This window comes from Streptomyces sp. NPDC027663, assembly GCF_055566415.1.
Map to the genome: position 1 here is coordinate 136,093 of NZ_JBVHSK010000003.1, position 21,493 is coordinate 157,585.

The 21,493-nt window shown below is 72.3% G+C and carries 16 protein-coding genes; 5 read left to right on the forward strand and 11 right to left on the reverse strand.

Features of this window, described 5'->3' with window-relative positions; genetic code table 11:
* Positions 1-191 precede the first annotated feature (191 nt).
* A complete protein-coding gene (locus ACZ4SF_RS09975) occupies positions 192-1,544 on the forward strand; it encodes an amidase (protein ID WP_468380807.1) in 1,353 nt (450 codons plus the stop codon).
* A 187-nt stretch (positions 1,545-1,731) separates the two neighbouring features.
* On the opposite strand, the gene ACZ4SF_RS09980 is transcribed toward ACZ4SF_RS09975, so the two are convergent.
* Positions 1,732-1,905 carry a hypothetical protein gene (locus tag ACZ4SF_RS09980; protein ID WP_468380810.1) on the reverse strand — a complete coding sequence of 58 codons (174 nt, stop codon included), beginning with the start codon at positions 1,903-1,905 and terminating at the stop codon, positions 1,732-1,734.
* Positions 1,906-2,395: 490 nt separating this feature from the next.
* Between ACZ4SF_RS09980 and ACZ4SF_RS09985 the strand changes: the two genes are divergently transcribed.
* Complete coding sequence (locus tag ACZ4SF_RS09985) at positions 2,396-2,791, forward strand: hypothetical protein (RefSeq protein ID WP_468380812.1); 396 nt, start codon at positions 2,396-2,398, stop codon at positions 2,789-2,791.
* A 49-nt stretch (positions 2,792-2,840) separates the two neighbouring features.
* Here ACZ4SF_RS09985 and ACZ4SF_RS09990 read toward each other — a convergent pair whose 3' ends face one another.
* The 6 genes from ACZ4SF_RS09990 to ACZ4SF_RS10015 form a co-directional block, all read right to left on the reverse strand.
* On the reverse strand, positions 2,841-4,370 hold the full coding sequence (locus ACZ4SF_RS09990; protein ID WP_468380815.1) for an SDR family NAD(P)-dependent oxidoreductase: 1,530 nt from the start codon (positions 4,368-4,370) through the stop codon (positions 2,841-2,843).
* A 200-nt stretch (positions 4,371-4,570) separates the two neighbouring features.
* The gene (locus ACZ4SF_RS09995) at positions 4,571-5,902 is read right to left on the reverse strand and encodes a wax ester/triacylglycerol synthase family O-acyltransferase (RefSeq protein ID WP_468380818.1); all 1,332 of its coding nucleotides are present in this window, start codon (positions 5,900-5,902) and stop codon (positions 4,571-4,573) included.
* A gap of 149 nt (positions 5,903-6,051) precedes the next feature.
* A complete protein-coding gene (locus ACZ4SF_RS10000; RefSeq protein WP_468380821.1) occupies positions 6,052-8,373 on the reverse strand; it encodes a GH92 family glycosyl hydrolase in 2,322 nt (773 codons plus the stop codon).
* Positions 8,374-8,499: 126 nt separating this feature from the next.
* Positions 8,500-9,759, reverse strand: coding sequence for a glucose-1-phosphate adenylyltransferase (gene glgC / locus ACZ4SF_RS10005; RefSeq protein WP_468380823.1), 1,260 nt, complete (start codon positions 9,757-9,759; stop codon positions 8,500-8,502).
* Positions 9,760-9,809: 50 nt separating this feature from the next.
* Positions 9,810-10,970 (reverse strand): glycogen synthase, encoded by a 1,161-nt coding sequence (gene glgA, locus ACZ4SF_RS10010; protein WP_468380825.1) that lies wholly within the window; start codon positions 10,968-10,970, stop codon positions 9,810-9,812.
* 40 nt (positions 10,971-11,010) lie between these two features.
* The gene (locus ACZ4SF_RS10015; protein ID WP_468380828.1) at positions 11,011-11,799 is read right to left on the reverse strand and encodes a (2Fe-2S)-binding protein; all 789 of its coding nucleotides are present in this window, start codon (positions 11,797-11,799) and stop codon (positions 11,011-11,013) included.
* 228 nt (positions 11,800-12,027) lie between these two features.
* Between ACZ4SF_RS10015 and ACZ4SF_RS10020 the strand changes: the two genes are divergently transcribed.
* Positions 12,028-13,350, forward strand: a complete 1,323-nt coding sequence (locus tag ACZ4SF_RS10020) for a DMT family transporter (protein ID WP_468380831.1) — start codon at positions 12,028-12,030, stop codon at positions 13,348-13,350.
* Here the strand turns inward: ACZ4SF_RS10020 and ACZ4SF_RS10025 are convergent.
* Complete coding sequence (locus ACZ4SF_RS10025) at positions 13,340-14,524, reverse strand: transglycosylase family protein (RefSeq protein WP_468380834.1); 1,185 nt, start codon at positions 14,522-14,524, stop codon at positions 13,340-13,342. The two genes, ACZ4SF_RS10020 and ACZ4SF_RS10025, sit on opposite strands and share 11 nt — an antisense overlap.
* A 271-nt stretch (positions 14,525-14,795) precedes the next feature.
* Between ACZ4SF_RS10025 and gndA the strand changes: the two genes are divergently transcribed.
* A complete protein-coding gene (gndA, locus tag ACZ4SF_RS10030; protein ID WP_468380837.1) occupies positions 14,796-16,235 on the forward strand; it encodes an NADP-dependent phosphogluconate dehydrogenase in 1,440 nt (479 codons plus the stop codon).
* A gap of 951 nt (positions 16,236-17,186) precedes the next feature.
* Here the strand turns inward: gndA and ACZ4SF_RS10035 are convergent.
* The 3 genes from ACZ4SF_RS10035 to ACZ4SF_RS10045 all read right to left on the reverse strand — a co-directional run bounded on the left by ACZ4SF_RS10035 (position 17,187) and on the right by ACZ4SF_RS10045 (position 19,807).
* Complete coding sequence (locus ACZ4SF_RS10035) at positions 17,187-17,531, reverse strand: GNAT family N-acetyltransferase (protein WP_468380840.1); 345 nt, start codon at positions 17,529-17,531, stop codon at positions 17,187-17,189.
* 32 nt (positions 17,532-17,563) lie between these two features.
* Positions 17,564-17,986, reverse strand: coding sequence for an aspartate 1-decarboxylase (gene panD / locus ACZ4SF_RS10040; protein WP_468380843.1), 423 nt, complete (start codon positions 17,984-17,986; stop codon positions 17,564-17,566).
* A gap of 414 nt (positions 17,987-18,400) precedes the next feature.
* Positions 18,401-19,807 carry a short-chain fatty acyl-CoA regulator family protein gene (locus ACZ4SF_RS10045; protein WP_468380846.1) on the reverse strand — a complete coding sequence of 469 codons (1,407 nt, stop codon included), beginning with the start codon at positions 19,805-19,807 and terminating at the stop codon, positions 18,401-18,403.
* Between the two features lie 377 nt (positions 19,808-20,184).
* On the opposite strand from ACZ4SF_RS10045, the gene aceA reads away from it, so the two are divergent.
* Positions 20,185-21,468, forward strand: a complete 1,284-nt coding sequence (gene aceA, locus ACZ4SF_RS10050; RefSeq protein WP_468380848.1) for an isocitrate lyase — start codon at positions 20,185-20,187, stop codon at positions 21,466-21,468.
* The last annotated feature ends 25 nt before the right edge of the window (positions 21,469-21,493 follow it).

Genomic DNA, 21,493 nt, shown 5'->3' on the forward strand with positions numbered 1-21,493 from the left:
CTCCGAATCGTCGGACGACCTGTGATGACGGGGCTGGTGCCATCACCCGGCCGGGTGAAAGCGACTGCGCGAGGTCGCCCTGTCGGTCGGATGACCCGCCGGGCCGCCTCCGCCCTCTCGACGTGCGGTCCCCCGAACGGGCAGAGTTCTCCGTACGTGCCGTCCGTACCGACGAGTAACGAGGAGCGCCCGTGAGCAGCTGGGTCGGCCGGAGTGCCGCCGAGATCGCCGCCGCCGTCCGAGAGAAGCGGGTCACTCCACGGGAGGTGGTGGCCGGGCACCTCGCGCGGATCGAGCGGCTCGACGGCCGTATCGGCGCGTTCCGCAAGGTGCGGGCGGAGGCGGCCCTCGCCGAGGCCGACGAACTGGGCGCCCGTACCGACCTGACCGAACTCCCGCTCGCGGGCGTGCCGTTGGCGGTCAAGGACAATCTTGCGGTACGCGGCGAGTCGCACCGCAGCGGCTCGGCGGCCACCGCGGACACGCCGGCCGCCGAGGACCACGTCACGGTGGCTAGGCTGCGGGCGGCCGGTGCGGTGGTCGTCGGCCTGACGAACGTGCCCGAGCTGTGCGTCTTCGGCACCACGGAGGGCCCGTACGGCACCGCCCGCAACCCGTGGGACCCCAGCCGCACGGCGGGCGGGTCCTCCGGCGGCAGCGCGGCGGCGGTGGCCGCGGGCCTGGTGCCGCTGGCGCTCGGCAACGACGGTATGGGCTCGCTGCGCATCCCGGCTGCGAACTGCGGACTGGTCACGCTGAAGCCCGGGTACGGGGTGGTGCCGGCGGGGATCGGCAACGGCGACTGGTTCGGCATGTCGGAGAACGGCCCGCTGGCCACGACCGTCGAGGATCTTCGGCTGATGCTGGCGGTCCTGGCGGACACGGAGTTCGTACGACAGGAGGAGCGGACGCCCCGGAAGATCGCCGTAGCCTTGCGCAGCCCCGTCGCCGGGGTGAGCGTGAGCCGGCCGTACACGACCGCGGTCCGGCAGGCGGCCGGCGTGCTGGCGCGGGCCGGGCACCAGGTGCGGCGGGCCGAGCCGCCGTACCCGCTCTCTCTCAGCGTGACCTCGCTGCAGCACTGGACGGCTGGTACGGCGGTGGATGCCGAGGGCCTGGACCCGGCGCGGCTCGCACGGCGAACCCGGGTGCATGCGGGCGTGGGGCGGCGGTTCGTCCGCGCGGTGCGCACCGGTGACAGCCGCGAGCGGCTGCGCGAGCGGCTGACGCCCTTCTTCACCGAGCACGACGTGCTGCTCACCCCGGCGCTGGCCCGCCGCTCGCCGCAGGCGGGGCCGTGGCACGAGCGCGGCTGGCTGCGCAACGTCCTTGCCAACACGGCCTATTCGCCGTTCACCCCGCCCTGGAACCTGACGGGCTGGCCCGCGATGTCCGTCCCCTCGGGCACCCTGCCCTCGGGCGCGCCCTGCGCGGTGCAACTCGTGGGCCGCCCGGGCACGGAGGCGGTTCTGCTGGGCCTGGCGGAGGAGTTGGAGGGGCTGCTTCCGTGGCAGCGGACGGCACCGGTGGCGGACCGGCCGTAGCGCGGGGCCGGTGGGCCGCGGCCGGGGCCATGCTGTCGGGGTCCAGGACGCAGGTCTCGGCGGCGGTGACGAGGCGATGCCGGAAAGGCCGGGTCCGCGGCCGGTTGGCGGCCGCGCTCTCTTGGATCGGCATGAGCGTGAGTCCGTCACGCCCATGCGTGGCGATCGCGACGGTCCGGCCCGGGGGTCAGTCCACGCTCGGCAGGATGTGGGGCTCGGCGAGGTCGTCCTCGTATCCTGCGAGGCGGATGGGGGCGGACCGGGCCCACACCTCGAGGCTGCCGAGCTCTCCCGGCCGGCGGCCTCCGCGCTCCGCACGTTCCTTGGGGCGCTGTTCGCGATTCGTCTTCTCCGGTGTCACCGCGCACTCCTTATGTGTCGGTCACCCTCGGGGCGTACCGGACAGTCTGCGCTCCGGCGCTCGACGCCCGCTCGGGTCTGGGTCAGGCCAGTCGGACGCGGTGGCGCCGGCACTTCATGGCAGAGCAGGCCGTTGTCGACCGGCTCGCCCCAGGACGGACGGTGGGTGTGGGTGGGACCCCGGTGCTGCTGCCCGTCCGCTCCAGATTAACCAAATGAGCGGGCATCCGCTCGATAGGGAGTGCAAACATGGTGTAAGCAATACGCTTCACCCTCCCCCTCAATACCCCCCAATATGGGGCTCTTTACGATGAATCGCATCACTCGCGCGGCCCGGCGATTCACCCACTCGGCCTACGAAGGCGAACGCCTCTGCGAGTCGGGCCCCGCCCGCCGGCCGGACCCGGCGCAATTCAGGTGCCGTTGGCCGGGCGGAAAGCTCGCCATGATCTGCTGGCGCGGCAACGGCTGTCTCGCGGAAGGACTGACGCATGGAGCTGCGCAGCGTCGAGGAGCTGATGGATCTGCTGTACGCCGGTCGGCACCAGCATGCGCTGCGGACCGCGGCGCTGCTGCGCCGCGGTCGCCCCGCCGACAAGGAGCTCCAGGTGGCGGGCCTGGTGCACGGCATCGGGCCGGTGCTGTGCCCGGGCGACCAGGCGGCGCAGGCCCGGAGCACGGCGGAGGCGGTGCGCTCCCTGCTCGGCGAGCGGGTCTTCCGGCTGGTGCGCGGCGACGCTGGCCCCGCCGACGACGATGTGCTGAGGTTGCGCCAGGCCGACGAGGAGGGCCGGACGGCGGGATTCGACGCCGGCGTACTGGAGGACTGGCGCACGGTGCTGGAACTGGTGGCGGCCCGGCACGCGCGGCTCGGCGCCGTCGACTGACGTGGCGCCGTCGGCCGAGGACCGGGCCGCGCGCGTCACGCGGGCCGCGTCACCACCTGCCGGGCACGTAGTCCTTCAGGAAGACGCCGTACACGTCCTCGCCGGCCTCGCCGCGCACCACGGGGTCGTAGACGCGCGCGGCGCCGTCGACCAGGTCGAGGGGAGCGTGGAAGCCGGCCTCGGCGAGGCGCAGCTTGTCGAAGTGGGGCCGCTCGTCGGTGATCCAGCCGGTGTCGACGGAGGTCATGAGGATGCCGTCGGTCCGGAACATCTCCTCGGCGCTGGTCCGCGTCACCATGTTGATCGCGGCCTTGGCGGCGTTGGTGTTCGGGTGGCCCGCACCCTTGTAGCCGCGGTCGAAGACGCCTTCCATGGCGGAGACGTTCACGACGTACGCGCGTCCGCTCGGCGCCTTCTTCGCGGCATCGGCCATGGCCTGGCGGAGCTTGCTGATCAGGATGAACGGCGCCGTGTAGTTGCACAGCTGGGTCTCGAGGAGTTCCACCGGGGAGATCTGCTCGATGGTCTGCACCCAGGTGTTGGTGTCGACGACGTCGGGGAGCAGGCCGCCCGCGTCGATCGCGGTGCCGTCGAGGTGCCGGGCGACGCTCGCGTTGCCCGCGACCAGGGCGAGGTCGGCGACCTTCTGTGCATCCAGACCGCTGGTGCCGAGGGGCAGCGCGGCGAGACCGTCCACCGCACCGGAGTTGAAGGCGCCGATGACGTGGTGGGCGGGGAGTTCACCGGCGGGCAGCGGAGCGGTCTCGCCCTCGACCAGGGCGGCGTAGGCGGAGGGCAGACGACGCACGGTCTGCGTGGCGTTGTTGATGAGGATGTCGAGCGGCCCGGCCTCGGCCACCTGCTCGGCGAGGGCCACCGCCTGGGCGGGGTCGCGCAGGTCGATGCCGACGACCTCCAGGCGGTGCATCCAGTCCGCCGAGTCGTCCATGGCCTTGAAACGACGGATGGCGTCCTTGGGGAACCGGGTGGTGATCGTCGTGTGGGCGCCGTCCCGCAGCAGCCGGAGCGCGATGTACATGCCGATCTTGGCCCGGCCGCCGGTGAGCAGCGCACGCTTGCCGGCGAGGTCGGCGCGGGCGTCCCGCTTGGCGCGGTTGACGCGGGCGCAGTCCGGACAGAGCTGGTGGTAGAAGTAGTCGACTTCCACGTACCGCGTCTTGCAGGTGTAGCAGGAACGCGGGCGCTGGAGTATGCCCGCGAGACGGCCGGCCTCGATCTTCGAGGAGGGCAGGATGCCCTCGGTCTCGTCGTCGATGCGCTCGGCGGAGCCGGTGGCGGTGGCCTCGGTGACGGCGCGGTCGTGCGCGGTCTTGGCGGCCCGGCGCTCCTGGCGGCGGCGCTGCTTGACCACACGGTAGATGTGCGAGGTGGCCCTGCGTACCTTGATCGCGTCGGGGTGGTCGACCTCGATCCGGTCCAGTTCCTCGAGCACGCTCAGGCACACGGCCAGCCGCTCCGGGTCGATGCCGGGCCCGTAGACCATCTCGTCCACGGAGGCGTCCGTGGGGACGTCCATGGGGACCTCCATGGACGCAGACCCGTCCTCTGTCACCGTCATCGCGCTGCCGCTTCCCTGATCACCCGCGCAGCGCTCCGACTCGCGCCCGCCCTCGAACGCGGAATTTTACGGACCACACGGGCCTGCGGCCAAACCCGTTCGGCCCCGTCACAGAACGCGACAGACATCACCGTGCCCGCCGGCCACACCGGCCACGCCCGCCCCACAGGTATCCGAACCACGAGGCACAGGCCCGGTGCTCAGTGGCCGCACACCGTGAGCAGCGTCTCCACCTCGTCCGACACCGCCCGTGCGAACACGTCCAGGTCCGGCACCGCCTTCGCGTCGGCGACCAGCCCGTAGTGCACGTGCCCGCGGTACGTCGAGATCGCGACCGCCAGCGCCTGTCCGGGCGCGAGCGGGGCCAGCGGATACACCTCGGTCAGCTCGTGGCCGCCGAGCCGGAGACCGAGGCCGGGCAGCGGCACGCTCGTGACGAGGATGTCGAACCACAGCCGGGCGGCCTGACCGAGCAGCGGCCCGCCGAGCCGGTGCCCGAGGGCCGGGACGTGGTCGGCGAGCAGGGCGACCGCCCCCGCGCCCCGGTCGGGTCCCGCGTCCTTGTTGCGGACCATGGCCGTGCGCACGGTGTCCAGGCGCCCGAGTGGATCGGGCTCGTCCACCGGGAGCCTCATCAGATACCCGGAGAGCCGGTTGCCCTGCGGGTGCGCGGTGCGCGGGCGGCGCCGGGAGACGGGGATCAGGGCGCGGGGCGCGACGCCCTTGCTGCCGTCGCCGCGCTCGTCGAGCCAGCGCCGAAGGGCACCGGCGACGACGGCGATGAGGACGTCGTTCACGGTGCCGCCGACGCTCTTGCGCACGCGGTGGACGTCGTCGATGTCGACGACGACGCCGGCGGTGCGACGGGTGCCGCTGGGCGCGGAGGCCAGTGCGGTGGACGGCCGCATGCCGAGGGTGGACCGGGCGAGCGAGGTGCCGATGTCCAGGGCCCGGCCCACGTCGGACAGTGCGCCCCTGACCAGGCCGGGGACCAGCGCGGGCAGCCGGCGCACGTCGGACAGCAGGCCGCGCGGCGGCTCGATGACGCGCGGCGCGCGCTCCGGCAGGTCCACGGGGTCGAGGACGCCGGCGGCGAGCTTGAGGGCGCGCAGTCCGTCGGCGAGGGCGTGGTGGAACTTGAACAGCACCGCGAAGGACATGCCGTCCTCGCCGGGCAGCACATGTGCCTCCCACGGCGGCCGGCCGCGCTCCAGCGGACGCTCCATCAGCCGTCCGGCCTCGGCGTGGAAGTCGGCGGTCGGGGCGTGCAGCCGTACGTGGTCGAGCGGGTCGAAGTCCGGGGCGGTCTCGCGCAGGGCGCCGCCGAAGGCGAGCGGCTGCCAGACGTCGCGGATGCGCAGGCGCAGGCCGGGCACGGCGGCGGCGCGGGCGGCGAGCAGGTCGGCGGCGTGGGCCCCTGCGGTGGGCGAGTGCGCGGCGAAGACACCGAGCGCGCCGAGGTGCATCGGGTGGCGGTCGGACTCCATGTTCCAGAACGCCAGGTCGAGAGGAGCGAGCAGGTCGGAAGTCAAGGGCTTGCCTCACGCGTCGACGACGGGTGGACCATCAGCAGTCAAACCCCGCCAGGCGATTACGGTCAAGTATGATCAGGCTACGCTCAGTTAACAGCAGATTACGTCCCGCCCCCTCCGGGAGGGGCGGGACACAGGACAGAGCCGGATCACCTCAGAACGGGCGGCGCCGCCTCGGGTGACGTACCCCACCCTGACGGGCGCGGGCCGACCGTGAAGGCGAGGGACCGCAGGGAGCGCAGCGCACGGGTCGTCAGGTAGGTCCGGTCGTGCCGGGTCCCGTCCGTGCGCACGGCCTGGACGTAGCGGTCGGTGGCCGTGGTGCCGGGGGCGGTCACCGTGAGCCGGCCGCTGGGCCAGTGGCTGCGGTCCAGGATCAGGTCGACGCGGTCGAAAACAGGGGTGGTGAGGCCCCAGGTGTCGTAGCCGGGCTGGACCGGGAAGAGGCCGATGGACGACAGGACGTTCCAGGCGGACATCGTGCCGAGGTCGTCGTTGCCGGTCATGCCGGTGGGCGTGTCCGTGAACAGGGTCAGCGCCGCGTGCACCACGTCGGTGGTCTTCCAGGGCTGGCCGGTGGACAGGTAGGTGTACGGCGCGATCAGGTCGGGCTCGTTCATCGGGTTGTACTGGGCGGCGTTGTAGTACCCGTACGGGTCGCCGTGCACCCACACCTCGCGGGCGGTCTTCGCGGGGTCGGCGAGCAGCCGGTCGTACGCGAAGAAGGCGTCCAGGCGGTCGTTGGCCGCGCGCGTGCCGCCGATCAGGCCGACCATGCCGGGCACGTCCTGCGGGACGAGCCACTGGTACTGCCAGGCCGTGCCCTCGTGGAAGCCGACGCCGCGGGCCGGGTCGGCCGGGCCGGTGAAGGCGCCGGCGGTGTCGCGGGCCCGGAAGAAGCCGGTGCCGGGGTCGAAGACGTTGCGGTAGTTGCGCGAGCGGGCGGCATAGCGCGCCGCGTCGTCGTCGTGCCCGAGGCCGCGGGCCATCTGGGCGAGCATGGCATCGGCGAGGGCGTACTCCAGGGTGACGGAGGCACCGAAGCGGTAGTCGGTGTCGCCCATCTTGGCGTACGGGCGGCCCTTGATGTACGGGGCGAAGCCCTGCGCGACGTACTCGGCGTTGGCCTCCCGGCCGATGCCCGGGTGCGCGGCGGGCGGGATCCCGTCGGCGTTCTTCTTCAGCGCCCGGTAGGCCCGCTCCTCGAAACCCTTGAGGAGGCCCATCTGGTAGGCGGTGGTCAGGAACGGGGTGACCGGGTCGCCGGTCATGATGTTCGTCTCGACCGGGCCGTAGCCCCATCGGGGCAGCCAGCCGCCGTCCTCGTCGATCGCGACGACCGACCGGGCCATGTCCCGTGCCTCGCGCGGAGCGAGCAGCGCGAGCAGCTGGGCCTGCGTGCGGTAGGTGTCCCACAGCGACCAGTTCTGGTAGTACGTGAAGCCCTCGGCGCGGTGGGTGCGCCGGTCCCAGCCGAAGTAGCGGCCGTCGGCGTCGCTGCCGATGTTGGGCGCGAGGTACGACCGGTACAGCGAGGAGTAGAAGGTCCGGCGGAGCGCGGGCGTGCCGCCCTGCACCCGGACGCTTCCGAGCCGGTGCTCCCACTGCTCGCGGGCGCGGTGGCGTACGGCGTCGAAGGACCGGCCGCCCTCGGCACGCAGGTTGGCCGCGGCGCCGCGCGAGTCCACGTACGACAGTGCGGTGGTGGCCTCGACCGTACGGTCCTTCGTGGTGTCGAAGCGGACGTAGGCGCCGCCGTGTCCGCTGCGGGCGCCGGGGGTGACGGCCGGGCCGTCCCAGGTGCCGTGGGCGGCGAAGGGCCGGCTGAAGCGGGTGATGGCGTAGACGGTGTAGGGGCCGGTGTCCCGGCAGAAGCCGTGGCCGGTGATCTCGGTGCGGACGGTGCGGTCGTCGAGGATCTCGATCGTGCTGCCGACGGCCTTGTGCAGCGACTGGGCCGCGTTCAGCAGGACGTTGGCCTTGTCGGTGGCCGGGAAGGTGTAGCGCTGCACGCCGGTGCGGGCGGTCGCGGTGAGTTCGGCGCGGATGCCGGAGGCGAGGCCGACGCGGTAGTAGCCGGGGCTCGCCTCCTCGTCCTCGTGCGAGAAGGCGGCCGCGTACTGGGCGTAGTCCGTCTGTGTGACGTCACCGGTGGTGGGCAGGACGGGCAGGTCGCCGCCGATGCGGCAGCCGACGCCCGAGAGGTGGACCAGCGAGAAGCCGCGGATGCGGTTCTGCGTGTAGTCGTAGCCGGTGCTGTGCCCGGTGTCCGGGGAGAGCTGCACCATGCCGAAGGGCACGGCCGCGCCGGGAAAGGTGTTGCCCTCGTTCTGGCTCCCGATGAAGGGGTTGACCAGGTCGGTGAGGTGGCCGTCGGTCCGCTCGGCGGCCCGTGCGACGGGGGTGGCGATCAGCGCGGACGCTGCCAGCACCCCGGCCAGGCACAGCCGTGTGCCACGGGTCCCTCTCATCTCGGATGACCTCCGAAGGTTCGACATCGTTGCCTGCATCGTGAAGGGCGAACGGTGTGAACCCGGGCATTCCAGGTCGCCGGCGTGGAACGCGTCGCGGCGGGAGGCCGGCTGACGGCGTGTCCGTCAGGACACCCGCTGTCCCTTCCCGAGCGCGATGACGCCGCCTTCGGAGACGGTGTACAACTCGGCGTCACGGTCCGGGTTGACACCGATCGTCGCCCCCGGCGGGACCTCGACGTTCTTGTCCAGGACGGCGCCGCGGACCACCGCGCCCCGGCCGATGCGGACGTTGTCGTGCAGGACCGAGCCCTGGACGACCGCGCCCTGGTCCACGCGGACGCCCGGGGAGAGCACCGACCGGCTGACCTGGCCGCGGATCAGGCAGCCCGCGCTGATGATGGACTCGCTCGCGATGCCGCCGGCGTTGAAGCGGGCCGGCGAGAGCTGGTTGGAGTGGGTGTAGACGGGCCACTGGCGGTTGTAGAGGTTGAAGGCGGGGCGCTCGGCGATCAGGTCCATGTGGGCCTGGTGATAGGCGTCCAGGGTGCCCACGTCCCGCCAGTAGCCCTGGTCGCGGGTGGTCTCGCCGGGCACGTGGTTGTCGCTGAAGTCGTACAGCCGGGCCTCGCCGCGCGCGGTCAGCTGGGGCAGGATCGAACCGCCCATGTCGTGCACGGACTGCTCGTCCTCGGCGTCCCGCTGCAGCGCCTCGATGAGGGCCTTGGTGCTGAAGATGTAGTTACCCATCGAGGCGAACACGCACGCTGGGTCGTCCGGCAGGCCCGGGGGGTCCGCGGGCTTCTCCAGGAAACGCTCGACGGTACGGCCGTCCGGGCCCGGCGTGATCACCCCGAAGGCGGAGGACTCCGCGCGTGGCACCCGGATGCCGGCCACCGTCACCCCCGCTCCGCCCTCGATGTGCTGCCGCAGCATCTGCCGCGGGTCCATGCGGTAGACGTGGTCGGCGCCGAACACCGCCACGTAGTCGGGCTGTTCGTCGTACACGAGGTTCAGGGACTGAAGGATCGCGTCGGCGCTGCCCAGGTACCAGCGCGGTCCGAGGCGCTGCTGTGCCGGGACCGGGGTGACGTAGTTGCCGAGCAGGCTGGACATCCGCCAGGTGGTCGTGATGTGCCGGTCCAGCGAGTGCGACTTGTACTGGGTCAGTACGCAGATGCGCAGCACGTCGGCGTTGACGAGGTTGGACAGGACGAAGTCGACGAGGCGGTACGTGCCGCCGAAGGTGACCGCGGGTTTGGCACGGTCCGCGGTGAGCGGCATCAGACGCTTGCCCTCGCCTCCCGCCAGGACGATCCCGAGAACCGACGGCCCTCCCCCAAGAGCCCGACTCCGCTCGCTCAGGGGGTACCCCCATCGACGCATGGCCGCTCCCCTCACCCCGGTAGAACCATGGCTGCCCCGAGCGGGGCGGACTAAGCCTGCTTGAGGATCTCCTCGTACAGCCCGGCCGTGCGGCGGGCCACCGCGTCCCAGCCGAACTCGCCGACGGCACGGGCCCGTCCGGCCTCCCCCATCCGCCGGGCCGTCTCCGGATCACCGAGCACGGTGTCCAGGGCCGCGGCGAGGCGCGCCGCGAAGGCGTCGGGGTCGTCGTCCGCATCGACCAGCAGCCCGGTACGGCCGTCCGCGACGACCTCCGGGATGCCGCCCACCCGGGAGGCCACCACCGGCGTGCCGCAGGCCATGGCCTCCAGGTTGACGATGCCGAGCGGCTCGTAGACCGACGGGCACACGAACACGGCTGCCCGTGTGAGGAGCTGGATCACCTCCGGGCGCGGCAGCATCTGCGGTATCCAGAACACACCCGCCCGCACCCGGCTCAGTTGTTCGAACAGTGCGCGGAACTCCCGGTCCGTCTCCGGGGTGTCGGGCGCGCCCGCGCACAGCACGACCTGGGCTCCGGGGTCGATGTCCCGTACCGCGTGCAGCAGATGGGGCACGCCCTTCTGCCGGGTGATCCGGCCGACGAACAGGACGTACGGGCGGGCGGGGTCGATGCCGTGCCGGGTGAGCGCGTCCGTGCCGTGGTCGGGCCGGTAGAGCCGGGTGTCGATGCCGTTGTGCACGACGTGGACCCGGGCCGGGTCCAGTGCCGGGTAGCAGCCGAGTATGTCCTCGCGCATGGCGCCCGAGACGGCGATCACCGCGTCGGCGGCCTCGATCGCGGTGCGCTCCGCCCAGCTCGACAGCGCGTATCCGCCGCGCAGTTGCTCCGCCTTCCAGGGCCGCAGCGGCTCCAGCGAGTGCGCGGTCAGCACGTGCGGGACGCCGTACAGGAGCTTGGCGAAGTGCCCGGCGAGATTGGCGTACCAGGTGTGGGAGTGCACGAGTTCGCGGCCTTCGAGGGCGGCGGCGACGGACAGGTCCACGGAGAAGGTGCGCAGGGCGTCGTTGGAGCCGTCGAGGACGGGCCAGGGGCGGTGGCGTACGACACCGACGCCGCGGCCCTCGCCCCAGCAGTGCACCTCCAGGTCCACCAGTGAGGTCAGCTCCCGGGCGAGGAACTCCACGTGGACACCGGCGCCGCCGTACACGTCCGGGGGGTACTCCCGGGTCAGCAGTCCCACACGCACCTGGCAACCCCCTGGTTCCGGCGGCAGGTTCATCTCATGGTCACTCAGATGGGGCCCGCGGGGAAGAGCGCGGCGGCCGGGCGAAGCAGCAGTCGCCGCAGAGTCCGCCGCCGGGGACGCGGTAGTACAGGCAGCAGCTGCGGCGGCGGAAGGACGTTCCGGTGCGGATGCCGGTGGTGCGCAGCAGGGGGTGGTCGAAGAGTTCGCCGGTGAGGATGCGGGTGCGGGCCGCGACCTCGGGACGTCCCTGGGTGCGGGCCCAGCGGCTCAGCTCCCGGGCGGTCGCGGCGAGCGCGGAGCCGGCGTTGCCCCACAACAGACCCGCCGCGACGCCGTACCGGGCGCGCAGGGCGGCCGTCAGCGGCTCCAGGTGGGCGTGCAGCACGGTGCCGGCCATGGCGTCCGCGGTGCCGGGCAGCGGACGCAGCTCGGTGAGCCACAGGTCGTCGGGGGCCGGGGCGAGGGCGTCCCAGCGCAGCAGGCGCGGGTCCAGGTCGGGCACCTTCCCGTACAGGACGGCGCAGCCCAGCGCCGCCGACCACAGCCGGGCGGCCAGGCCCTGCTGGGCGATGGAGGCGGCGACCCGCGGCTCGGCGGTCCGCAGGCGTTCCGCGACCGTGGCGACGCGCACGTTCACCGCATCGCGGAAGACCTCCGCCGGCAGGCCTTCGCGGCACTCGTCCGTGACGCCGCGGTAGGTCTGTTCGAGGGTCGGCGGCCGCCGCGGGCCGGAGCCGCCGTCCGTGTCCTGCGGCACGGACGGCCCGGTGCGCAGGACGAAGAAGCCGCCGAGCGGGCGGAGTGCGGCGAGTTCGGGGTCGAGGTCCACGACAGGTACTCGTACCAGGCGCGTTCCGGCGGTGTTTGCGCGGGGCTCCACCCTGTGTCGCCCGCCCAGGGGATGATCGCCCGGCCGGTGTACTCCATCGGCAGTAGGACGCAATGCGTGCTCAGGAACGACGACGGGAAGGCCGCGGACGGGCAGAGTGTTCGCCATGGAAGCCGATCGTCCGCCGCGCCGGGCCCAGGACGCCCGTCGCACGTCGAGGAGACAGCGATGAGCGCCCTGGCGTTGTCCGTGCTCCTGTCGTTCGTCTCCGCCTTCGCGTACGCCGGCGGAGCGATCGTGCAGGAGCAGGTCGCCGTGTCCTCCTCCGACAGCGCGTACCTGCCGGTGCGCCGCCCGGGCTGGTGGGGCGCGCTCGCGCTCAACGGTCTGGGCGGTGTGCTGCACGTCGTGGCGCTGGCCTACGGACCGCTCAGCCTCGTCCAGCCGCTCGGTGCGCTGACCATCGTGTTCGCGCTGCCCATGGCGGCGCTGTTCGTCGGCCGCAGGTCCGGTGTGACCGCCTGGCGCGGCGCCCTGATGTCCACGGTGGGTCTCGCCGGTCTGCTCTCCCTGGTCGGCTCCGCCGACGCGCACTCCCTCGCCCCGGCTCAGCGGGTCGCCGTCGCCCTGGTCACCGGCGGGGCCGTGGTGGCGCTGCTGTGCGCGGGCCTCGCCGCACACCGGCATCCGGCGGTGCGCAGTGTGCTGCTCGCCGTCGCGTCCGGCATAGCGTTCGGCATGTCCTCGGTGTTCACCAAGACCGTCGCCGTCGACTGGACCAAGGGCATCGGCCTCGCCGAGCTGCCCTCGCTCGCGGTGATCGGGCTGTTCTCGGTCGCCGGCGTCCTGCTGTCCCAGGCCTCCTACCGGGGCGGCGGCCTCGCGGCCCCGCTGGCCACCCTGACGGTGGTCAACCCGGTGCTGGCCGCCGCGGTCGGCATTCTCATGTTCGGCGAGACGTTCCGCCACGGCACCACGGGCTCCGTGCTCGCCCTGGCCTGCGGAGTGGTGGCGGCAGGCGGCCTGATCATGCTGACGACGGAGCGGCTGGAGCCGACGACCGCGGATCCGACGGCAGGAGTGCCGACGGGCGACTCGGCCAAGGCCGAGGCGGCGATGGCCGAGGCGGCGATGGTTCTGGTGCCGTCGGCCACGGGTGCAAGGGCAGGGATGCCGACGAGCGAGGAGACCACCATCGAGGCAGCCATGGCCGAGGCGGCCATGGTCCTGGTGCCGTCGGCCACGGGTGCGAGGGCAGGAGTGCCGGCGGGCGAGGCGACGTCGGTCGGAACGGCTGTCTTGCCGGATGCCGCAGGCGTGTTCCTTCCCCTGCCGCGGCGCAGCGAGGACCTGGGCGCCGGGGCGGACCTGGCCGGGCGTGGCGAGACCGCCGCCGGTTCCGGCCTGCGCGGACTGCTGGTGCCGAGCCAGGGCGGCGGGGCCGAGCCGCCGGCCTGCGGTGCGTCTTCCGCCTCGTACACCGCGTTGCCCGTGGGCGCTCCCGGTGCGCTGCCGGTCCTCGACCGGCAGCGCACCGGCGTCAGATCCTGACGCCGCCGGCCCGCAGATAGGCGAGCGGGTCGATGTCCGAGCCGAATCCGGGCCCCGTCCGCACCTCGAAGTGCAGATGCGGGCCCGTGACGTTCCCGGTGGAGCCGGAGCGGCCGAGGCGCTGGCCCACGGTGACGTTCTGGCCGATCCGGACGGAGATGGCCGACAGATGCGCGTACTGCGTGTAGCGGCCGTCGGCATGCCGCAGGACCACCTGGTAGCCGTACGAGCCGCCCCAGCCCGCGGCCACCACCTGCCCGCCGGCCGCCGCCTTCACGGAGGTGCCGGTCGGTACGAGGAAGTCGACGCCCGTGTGGTAGCCCTTCGACCAGTGCGCCCCCGCCACGTGGTAGCCGGTGCCGACGGAAGCCGTCACCGGGGCGACCAGCTTGTGCGTCGCGGGTGTGGTGTGGTGGGTGGTGGGGTGCTCCGAAGGGGTCTTCTGCTTCGGTGATTTGGGCTTCTTCGGTGACTGGGGCGGCACGGGCCTGGTGGGGGTGCCACCGATGCTGAGCCGCTGCCCGGGCATGATCAGGTCCGGGTCGGCACCGATGGTGGCGCGGTTGCCGGCGTAGAGCGCGCGCCAGCCGCCCGGCACATGCTGGTCACCGGCGATGCCCGACAGGGTGTCGCCGTGCACGACCGTGTACATCTCGGCCCGGCCCGCGCGGGATTGCGGGGTGGTCTGCGGCTGCACGTCCTCGACGTAACCGGACTTCGGCGTGGCGGACTTCCTGGTGGTGGTCTGCGCCGGGCGTGCCGATCCGGAATCCGGGTGCACGTCGGGGCTCCCGCCGCCACGGGCCAACCCGGCCCGCACCGAGCACACCGGCCAGGCGCCCGGTCCCTGTCCGTCCAGGACCTTCTCGGCGACCGCTATCTGCTGGTCCCGGGTGGCCAGGTCGGCGCGCGGGGCGTACCGGGTGCCGCCGTACGCCTCCCAGGTGGACAGGGTGAACTGCAGCCCGCCGTAGTAGCCGTTGCCGGTGTTGATGCTCCAGTTGCCGCTGGACTCGCAGGCGGCGACCTTGTTCCAGGTGGCCGCGTCGGCTGCGTTCGCGGTGCCGGCGGCGACCAGCGGGATCGCGAGGCCGGCGCCGCCCGCCGTGACGGTGAGTGAGGCGCGGTTGATCCTGTTCGGCTGGTACCGGCGGTGCCGGCCGCGTACGGCCATGTGCGGAATCCCCTCGGCATGCGTCAGGAGGGGCAAAAGTAAGCGCAGCGAACAGGCCATGACAAGACACGTATTCGGACTGCGCGTGCGGCCAAGTGGCCGGGAACGGACCCTCCTTGAGCCGGTGGGCCGGTGAGTGAGGCAGATGCCGCCCTCGCTGCGTACACATGCGTGGCGGGTCGGATGTGCGCTCGCCGTAGCGGCACGTCAGGATGGGCAGGGGCCCGTACTGACGGAGCCGTAGTCACGAAGCAGCTAGGGAGCAGGCGGTATGAGCACTTCAGCGCAGATCGGCGTCACCGGGCTCGCGGTCATGGGCCGCAACCTTGCCCGGAACTTCGCGCGCAACGGCTACACGGTCGCCGTGCACAACCGTACGGTGTCGCGGGCGCAGGCGCTGGTGGAGGAGTTCGGGGACGAGGGCGACTTCGTCCTGGCAGAGACCGCCAAGGAATTCGTCGCGGCCCTGGAGCGCCCGCGCCGCCTGGTGATCATGGTCAAGGCCGGCGATCCGACGGACGCGGTGATCCAGGAGTTCGCACCGCTCCTCGAGCCCGGTGACATGATCATCGATGGTGGCAACGCGCACTTCGCGGACACCCGGCGCCGGGAGCGGGAGCTGCGTGAGCGGGGCATCCACTTCGTCGGTACCGGCATCTCCGGCGGCGAGGAGGGCGCGCTGCACGGGCCGAGCATCATGCCGGGTGGCTCGAAGGAGTCGTACGAGTCGCTGGGCCCGATGCTGGAGAAGATCTCGGCGAAGGCCAAGGACGGCGCACCGTGCGTGACGCACGTGGGCCCGGACGGGGCCGGGCACTTCGTGAAGATGGTGCACAACGGCATCGAGTACGCCGACATGCAGCTGATCGGCGAGGCCTACCAGTTGCTGCGCGACGTGGCCGGGTACTCCCCCGCCCAGATCGCGGACATCTTCCGCACCTGGAACACCGGCCGGCTGGACTCGTACCTGATCGAGATCACCGCCGAGGTGCTGTCCCACGTGGACGCGGCCAGCGGCAAGCCGTTCGTGGACGTGGTGGTCGACCAGGCCGAGCAGAAGGGCACCGGCCGCTGGACCGTGCAGATCGCGCTCGACCTGGGTGTTCCCGTGTCCGGCATCGCCGAGGCCGTCTTCGCGCGCTCCCTGTCCGGGCACGCGGCCCTGCGGGAGGCCTCGCGAGGACTGGCCGGACCGACACCGGCCGCGCTGAGCGAGTCGGAGGCCGGGGCCTTCGCGGACCGGGTGGAGCAGGCGCTGTACGCGTCCAAGATCGTGTCGTACACCCAGGGCTTCCACGAGATCGCCGCGGGCAGCGAGGAGTACGACTGGGACATCGACCTCGGCAAGGTCTCCTCCATCTGGCGCGGCGGCTGCATCATCCGCGCGGCCTTCCTGGACCGCATCCGCGCCGCGTACGACGCCCGCGCCGACCTGACCAGCCTGCTCTCGGACGAGACCTTCGCGCAGGAGATCGCCGCCGCGCAGGACGACTGGCGAGAGGTCGTGATCGCCGCGACGCGGCAGGGGGTGCCGACGCCCGGGTTCGCGGCGGCGCTGGCGTACTACGACGCGCTGCGCGCGGAGCGGCTGCCTGCGGCGCTCACGCAGGGACAGCGGGACTTCTTCGGGGCGCACACGTACCGGCGGGTCGACCGGGACGGTGCGTTCCACACGCTGTGGGGCGGGGACCGTTCGGAGGTCTCCGCGTAGTCGGAGTGCGGTCGGAGTGTGGCCGGAGTGATATCCGGGGGCGGTCGCCTGGCGAACGCCCCCGCGGTGTGTGCGGGGCCTGGCCGTCCGGCGGCCGTAGCCGGAATGCGTCCGGGAGTCTGCTCGTCCGGCGGCCGTAGCCGGGATGCGTCCGGGAGTCTGCTCGTCCGGCGGTCGTAGCCGGGGATGCGCCCAGGAGGCCGGTCCCCTGGCGACCATAACCCCGGTTCGCCGGGGCCTGGGCGCCTGGCGGGCGGTGCGCCGGGGGGCCTGCTCGCCCACCGATCCAGTCCGCCCGGGCGGTGTGCGGGTGCGGGCCCGTTATGGCTTGTCGCGCAGTTCCCCGCGCCCCTGAAGAGCGGGCGCTTCGCGCCCTGCTCTTCAGGTGAGGGGTGCCCTCTTCAGGTGAGGGGTGGGCCTGGCTCCGGGTTCGGTACGGGCTCCGGGCCCGGGGGGATCGGGGACGGGGACGGTTCCGGCGGGCCCGGGGCGGGCGGGGCCGGGGGCGGGGTCGGGTCCGGGCCCGGCGCGGGCGGGGCCGGGTCGGGGCCCGGCGGTGGTGGGGTGGGCTGGGGGCCCGGTTCCGGGGGCGGGACCGGGCTGGGATACGGGTCCGGCGGGGTCGGGCCGGGACCGGGTGCCGGGCCGGGCGGGGCGGGGTCAGGATACGGGTTCGTCATGAGTGTCCTCCGGCAGTTACGGGTCGTCGCCACTGGACTACTCCCCCGCGTACCCGACCGCCGCGCGGCCACTCACCCGACGGCAGCACCGCACGGGTCCAGCCGCGTACCCGACCGCTGCCACTCACCCGACGGCGCACCCCGCGGATCCGGCCGGGTCGCAGGGAACCCGCTGCCCGACCGCGCGGGTTCGACCGGGCCCGCCGGGGACCCGATGCCCGACCGCTCGGGTCCTGCCGGGTCGACGGGAACCCGATGCCCGACCGCTCGGTCAGAACCGGTCCGGGTGGGCGCGCAGCCAGTCCTTGGCGGCCGACAGCAGGTCCGGATCGGCCGGCGGGGCGGTCTCGGGGTGGCGTTCGGCCCACTTGGCGACGTACGGGCACAGCGGGGCCACCGGCACGCCCTCGCCCTCGGCGAGGGCGTACAGCTCGCGGGCGAGGGAACCGGCGATGCCCTTGCCCTCGTGGGCGGGCTCGACGATCGTGTGGACGGGGACCAGGGCGCGCGCGGGCGACTCCAGCACGAAGTACTCGATGTGCCCGACGACTTCACCGTCGCCGACGGCCTCCAGGCGCCCCGCCGCCCGGTCGTCGCGGATCTCGATCTCGCTCATGGGCACGCACGCTCCTGGTCCTGCTCCGCCGGTCAGGCCGTCGCGACGGCCTGCGGGCTGCGCTGCTGGTCGGAACCGGGCACCGGCTCGGACGGGTCGGCACCGAGGGACACGATCCGGTTGTCCGCATCGACGTGCACGACCCGGGGCCGCAGCTCGCGTGCCTCGGCATCGGTGACCTGAGCGTAGCTGATGATGATCACCAGGTCGCCGGGGTGGACGAGATGGGCCGCCGCACCGTTGATCCCGATGACCCCGGATCCGCGTTCGCCCTCGATGACGTACGTCTCCAGACGGGCGCCGTTGGTGATGTCGACGATGTGCACCAGTTCCCCGGGCAGCAGGTCGGCGGCGTCGAGCAGGTCGGCGTCGATGGTCACCGATCCCACGTAGTGCAGGTCGGCCTGGGTGACCGTGGCGCGGTGGATCTTGGACTTGAACATTGTACGAAGCACGGAGAAGCTCCCGGTTTGTCTGCTCCCTGCCTGCTTCTGCAGGTCAAGGGCGGTCTTCGGAGGCTACATCGTTTCGCATGTGTGGTCAGCTGTCGCCGGGTGTTCGAGGACTCACACTGACCCGTTGCTGACCTTTCTCATGCCGCGCCAGAAGCAGGAGAAGTGCGTCACGGGATCTCGGTGCCCATTCCTTCCAGTCGATACCGAAGGGGATCTGATCCGGCACCAGGCAGCGGTACAAGGCTCCCTCGCGCGAGCTTCGGGTGCAGTGCGACGGACGCCGACGCTGACCTCCGGCCGGCGCCAGGCGCCGCCCGCCCGGAAACCGAAGCGGCGGGGCCCCTGCGTTCGGGGTCGGCCGCAGGCGTCCCCCAGCAGGATGGTCGCGGAAGGACAAGGCGAGAGCCGGCCTGGTCAGGTCATGTTCCCTGTCACGGGGTACGGCACGAACGTGCTGGTGTTCTGATCGATCCGGAGCGGATGGCCAAGGGGTGGCGCGGCACGTTGGGGACAGTCGAGGCGTTCACAGACGCGGCACCCCATGCCGATGGGGGTGGCGGCGGAGGCGTTGGTGAGGTCGAGGCCCTCGGAGTAGACGAGACGGTGGGCGTGGCGGATCTCGCAGCCGAGGCCGATGGCGAAGGTCTTGCCGGGTTCGCCCCAGCCACCGCGGTGCCGGGTGACGGCTCGCGCGGTCCACAGGTAGCGCTGCCCGTCGGGCATTTCGGCGATCTGTACGTGGATGCGGCCGGGGGCGGCGAACGCCTCGTAGATGTTCCAGAGCGGGCAGGTGCCGCCGGCGCGGGAGAAGTGGAAGCCGGTCGCTGACTGGCGCTTGGACATGTTGCCGGCGCGGTCGACGCGGACGAAGGAGAAGGGCACGCCGCGCAGCCGGGGGCGCTGGAGGGTGCTCAGGCGGTGGCAGACGGTCTCGTAGCCGAGCCCGTAGCGGTCGGTGAGGCGTTCGATGTCGTAGCGCACCTCTTCGGCTGCCGCGTGGAATGCGCCGTACGGCAGGATCAGGGCCGCCGCGAAGTAGTTGGCGATGCCGATGCGGGCCAGGTGGTGGGCCGGTGAGCCGGATGCGAAGTCCTCGGCGGCCTGACGGTCCAGTTCGTCGCCGTACTCGAGCAGCGCGAGGTGAGTCGCCATGCGGAAGGCTCGCTGGCCGGGACGCAGGCGACTGGACAGGCGGAGGGTGCGGCTCGCCTCGTCGTAGCGGTGCAGGTGGTCGCCGGTGTCGGCCGAGAGGTGGATGCCGTGGGCCTTGGCCAGGCGGTTCGTCAGGGCCTGTACGACCTCGCCGGGCCGGATGCCGACCTCCTCGGCCAACTGCTCGGCCGCGAGGTCGGTGTCGTGGAGGTAGTTCTGGCGGCGGTAGAAGAAGTCCCGGATCTCCTCGTGGGGTGAGTGGGGCGTCTCCCCTGCCGTGTCGCGGCCGTCGGCTGTCCCGGTGAGCCGCTCGGTCAGGAGTTGGTTGCGGCGGCCGAGGTCGAGGAGGACCTGCGCGACCTCGGGCAGGCGCGAGGCCAGTTCGGCGAGGTCGGACGGGGAGATGCGGGCGGTGGCGATTTCTCGTGTCAGCGCCTCGCGCAGGTCGGCGACGAGGCGGGTCGTGTCGCGTTCGGAGAAGAAGCCCGGGTCGACGCCGAACGTCTCTGTCAGCCGGAGCAGTACGGGCACGGTGAGCGGGCGGGAGTCGTGCTCCATCTGGTTGAGGTAGCTCGGGGAGATGCCCAGGACGCGGGCGAGTTCGGCCTGGCTCATGCGGCGCTCCTCTCGCAGCCGCCGCAGGCGCGCTCCCGCGTAGGTCTTGCTCACCGTGTGATCCTCCGTGGCCGGGTGACCGCGAGTGTAGGCCAGGTCCGGCCCCACGACGCCCTTCGCAAGGTTGGCAAAAGGCGGCGGGAAGATTCGCAGAAGTTGGCAGACGTCCACGGTTGTTGGCACTCAGTGCCAGTGCCAGAGTTTCAGTGCGGCCCGCCGGACCCGGCAGACACCGCCCGGAACCGGGGCCCGATTCATCGCCCTGACATCGGAGATCCCGGCAGTGGCGGCGTCCGGCACCGGCAGCATTGCTCACTGTCGCCCTTCGAGGTGACGGCGGGCCGCATCTGAACGAGACGACACACAGTGCCATCCCCACCTCGAGCAGCACGGGCTTGGCAGACGCCACAGATCGAGGAGACGTGACAGTCATGGCAGAGGCAAGGACGCAGGCGGCCGAGGAACTCGCGCGGCGCTGGGCCACCGACCCCCGGTGGCAGGGCATCGAACGCACCTACAGCGCCGAGGACGTCGTCCGGCTCTCCGGCAGCGTCCGTGAGGAGCACACCCTGGCCCGGCGCGGCGCCGAGCGGCTGTGGCGCCAGTTGCACGAGCGGGACTACGTCCACGCACTCGGCGCGCTCACCGGCGGCCAGGCCGTCCAGCAGGTCAAAGCGGGCCTTCAGGCCATCTACCTGTCCGGCTGGCAGGTCGCCGCCGACGCCAACCAGGCCGGCCACACCTACCCCGACCAGAGCCTCTACCCTGCCAACTCCGTTCCCCAGGTGGTCCGTCGGATCAACAACGCACTGCTGCGCGCCGACCAGATCGCCACCGCCGAGGACGCGGGCGACACGACGGACTGGCTGGCGCCGGTCGTCGCCGACGCGGAGGCCGGGTTCGGCGGTCCGCTGAACGCCTTCGAGCTGACCAAGGCGATGATCGCGGCGGGCGCCGCCGGCATCCACTACGAGGACCAGCTCGCCTCGGAGAAGAAGTGCGGCCACCTCGGCGGCAAGGTTTTGGTGCCGACCTCGCAGCACATCCGCACCCTGAACGCGGCCCGCCTCGCGGCCGACATCGCCGACGTGCCCACGGTCGTCATCGCCCGCACCGACGCGCTCGCCGCCAACCTGCTCACCAGCGACGTCGACGAGCGCGACGCCGAGTTCGTCACCGGCGAGCGGACGGCCGAGGGCTTCTACCGAGTGCGCAACGGCATGGCGCCGGTCATCGCCCGCGGTCTGGCCTACGCCCCGTACGCCGACCTGATCTGGGTGGAGACGGGTACGCCCGACCTGGCGCAGGCCCGCGAGTTCGCCGAGGCGATCCACGCGCAGTACCCCGACCAGATGCTCGCCTACAACTGCTCCCCGTCCTTCAACTGGAAGGCCGCGCTGGACGACGACCAGATCGCCAAGTTCCAGCGCGAACTGGGTGCGATGGGCTACCGGTTCCAGTTCATCACGCTGGCCGGCTTCCACTCCCTCAACCACGGCATGTTCGACCTCGCCCGCGGCTACGCCGAGCACGGCATGACCGCCTATGTCGACCTGCAGGAGCGGGAGTTCGCAGCGCAGGCGCAGGGCTTCACCGCCGTGAAGCACCAGCGCGAGGTCGGCACCGGCTACTTCGACCTGGTCTCCACCGCGGTCAACCCGGCCTCCTCCACGACCGCCCTGGCCGGCTCCACGGAGGAGGAGCAGTTCCACTAGGCCGGCCCTTCGGCACCTGCCGGTC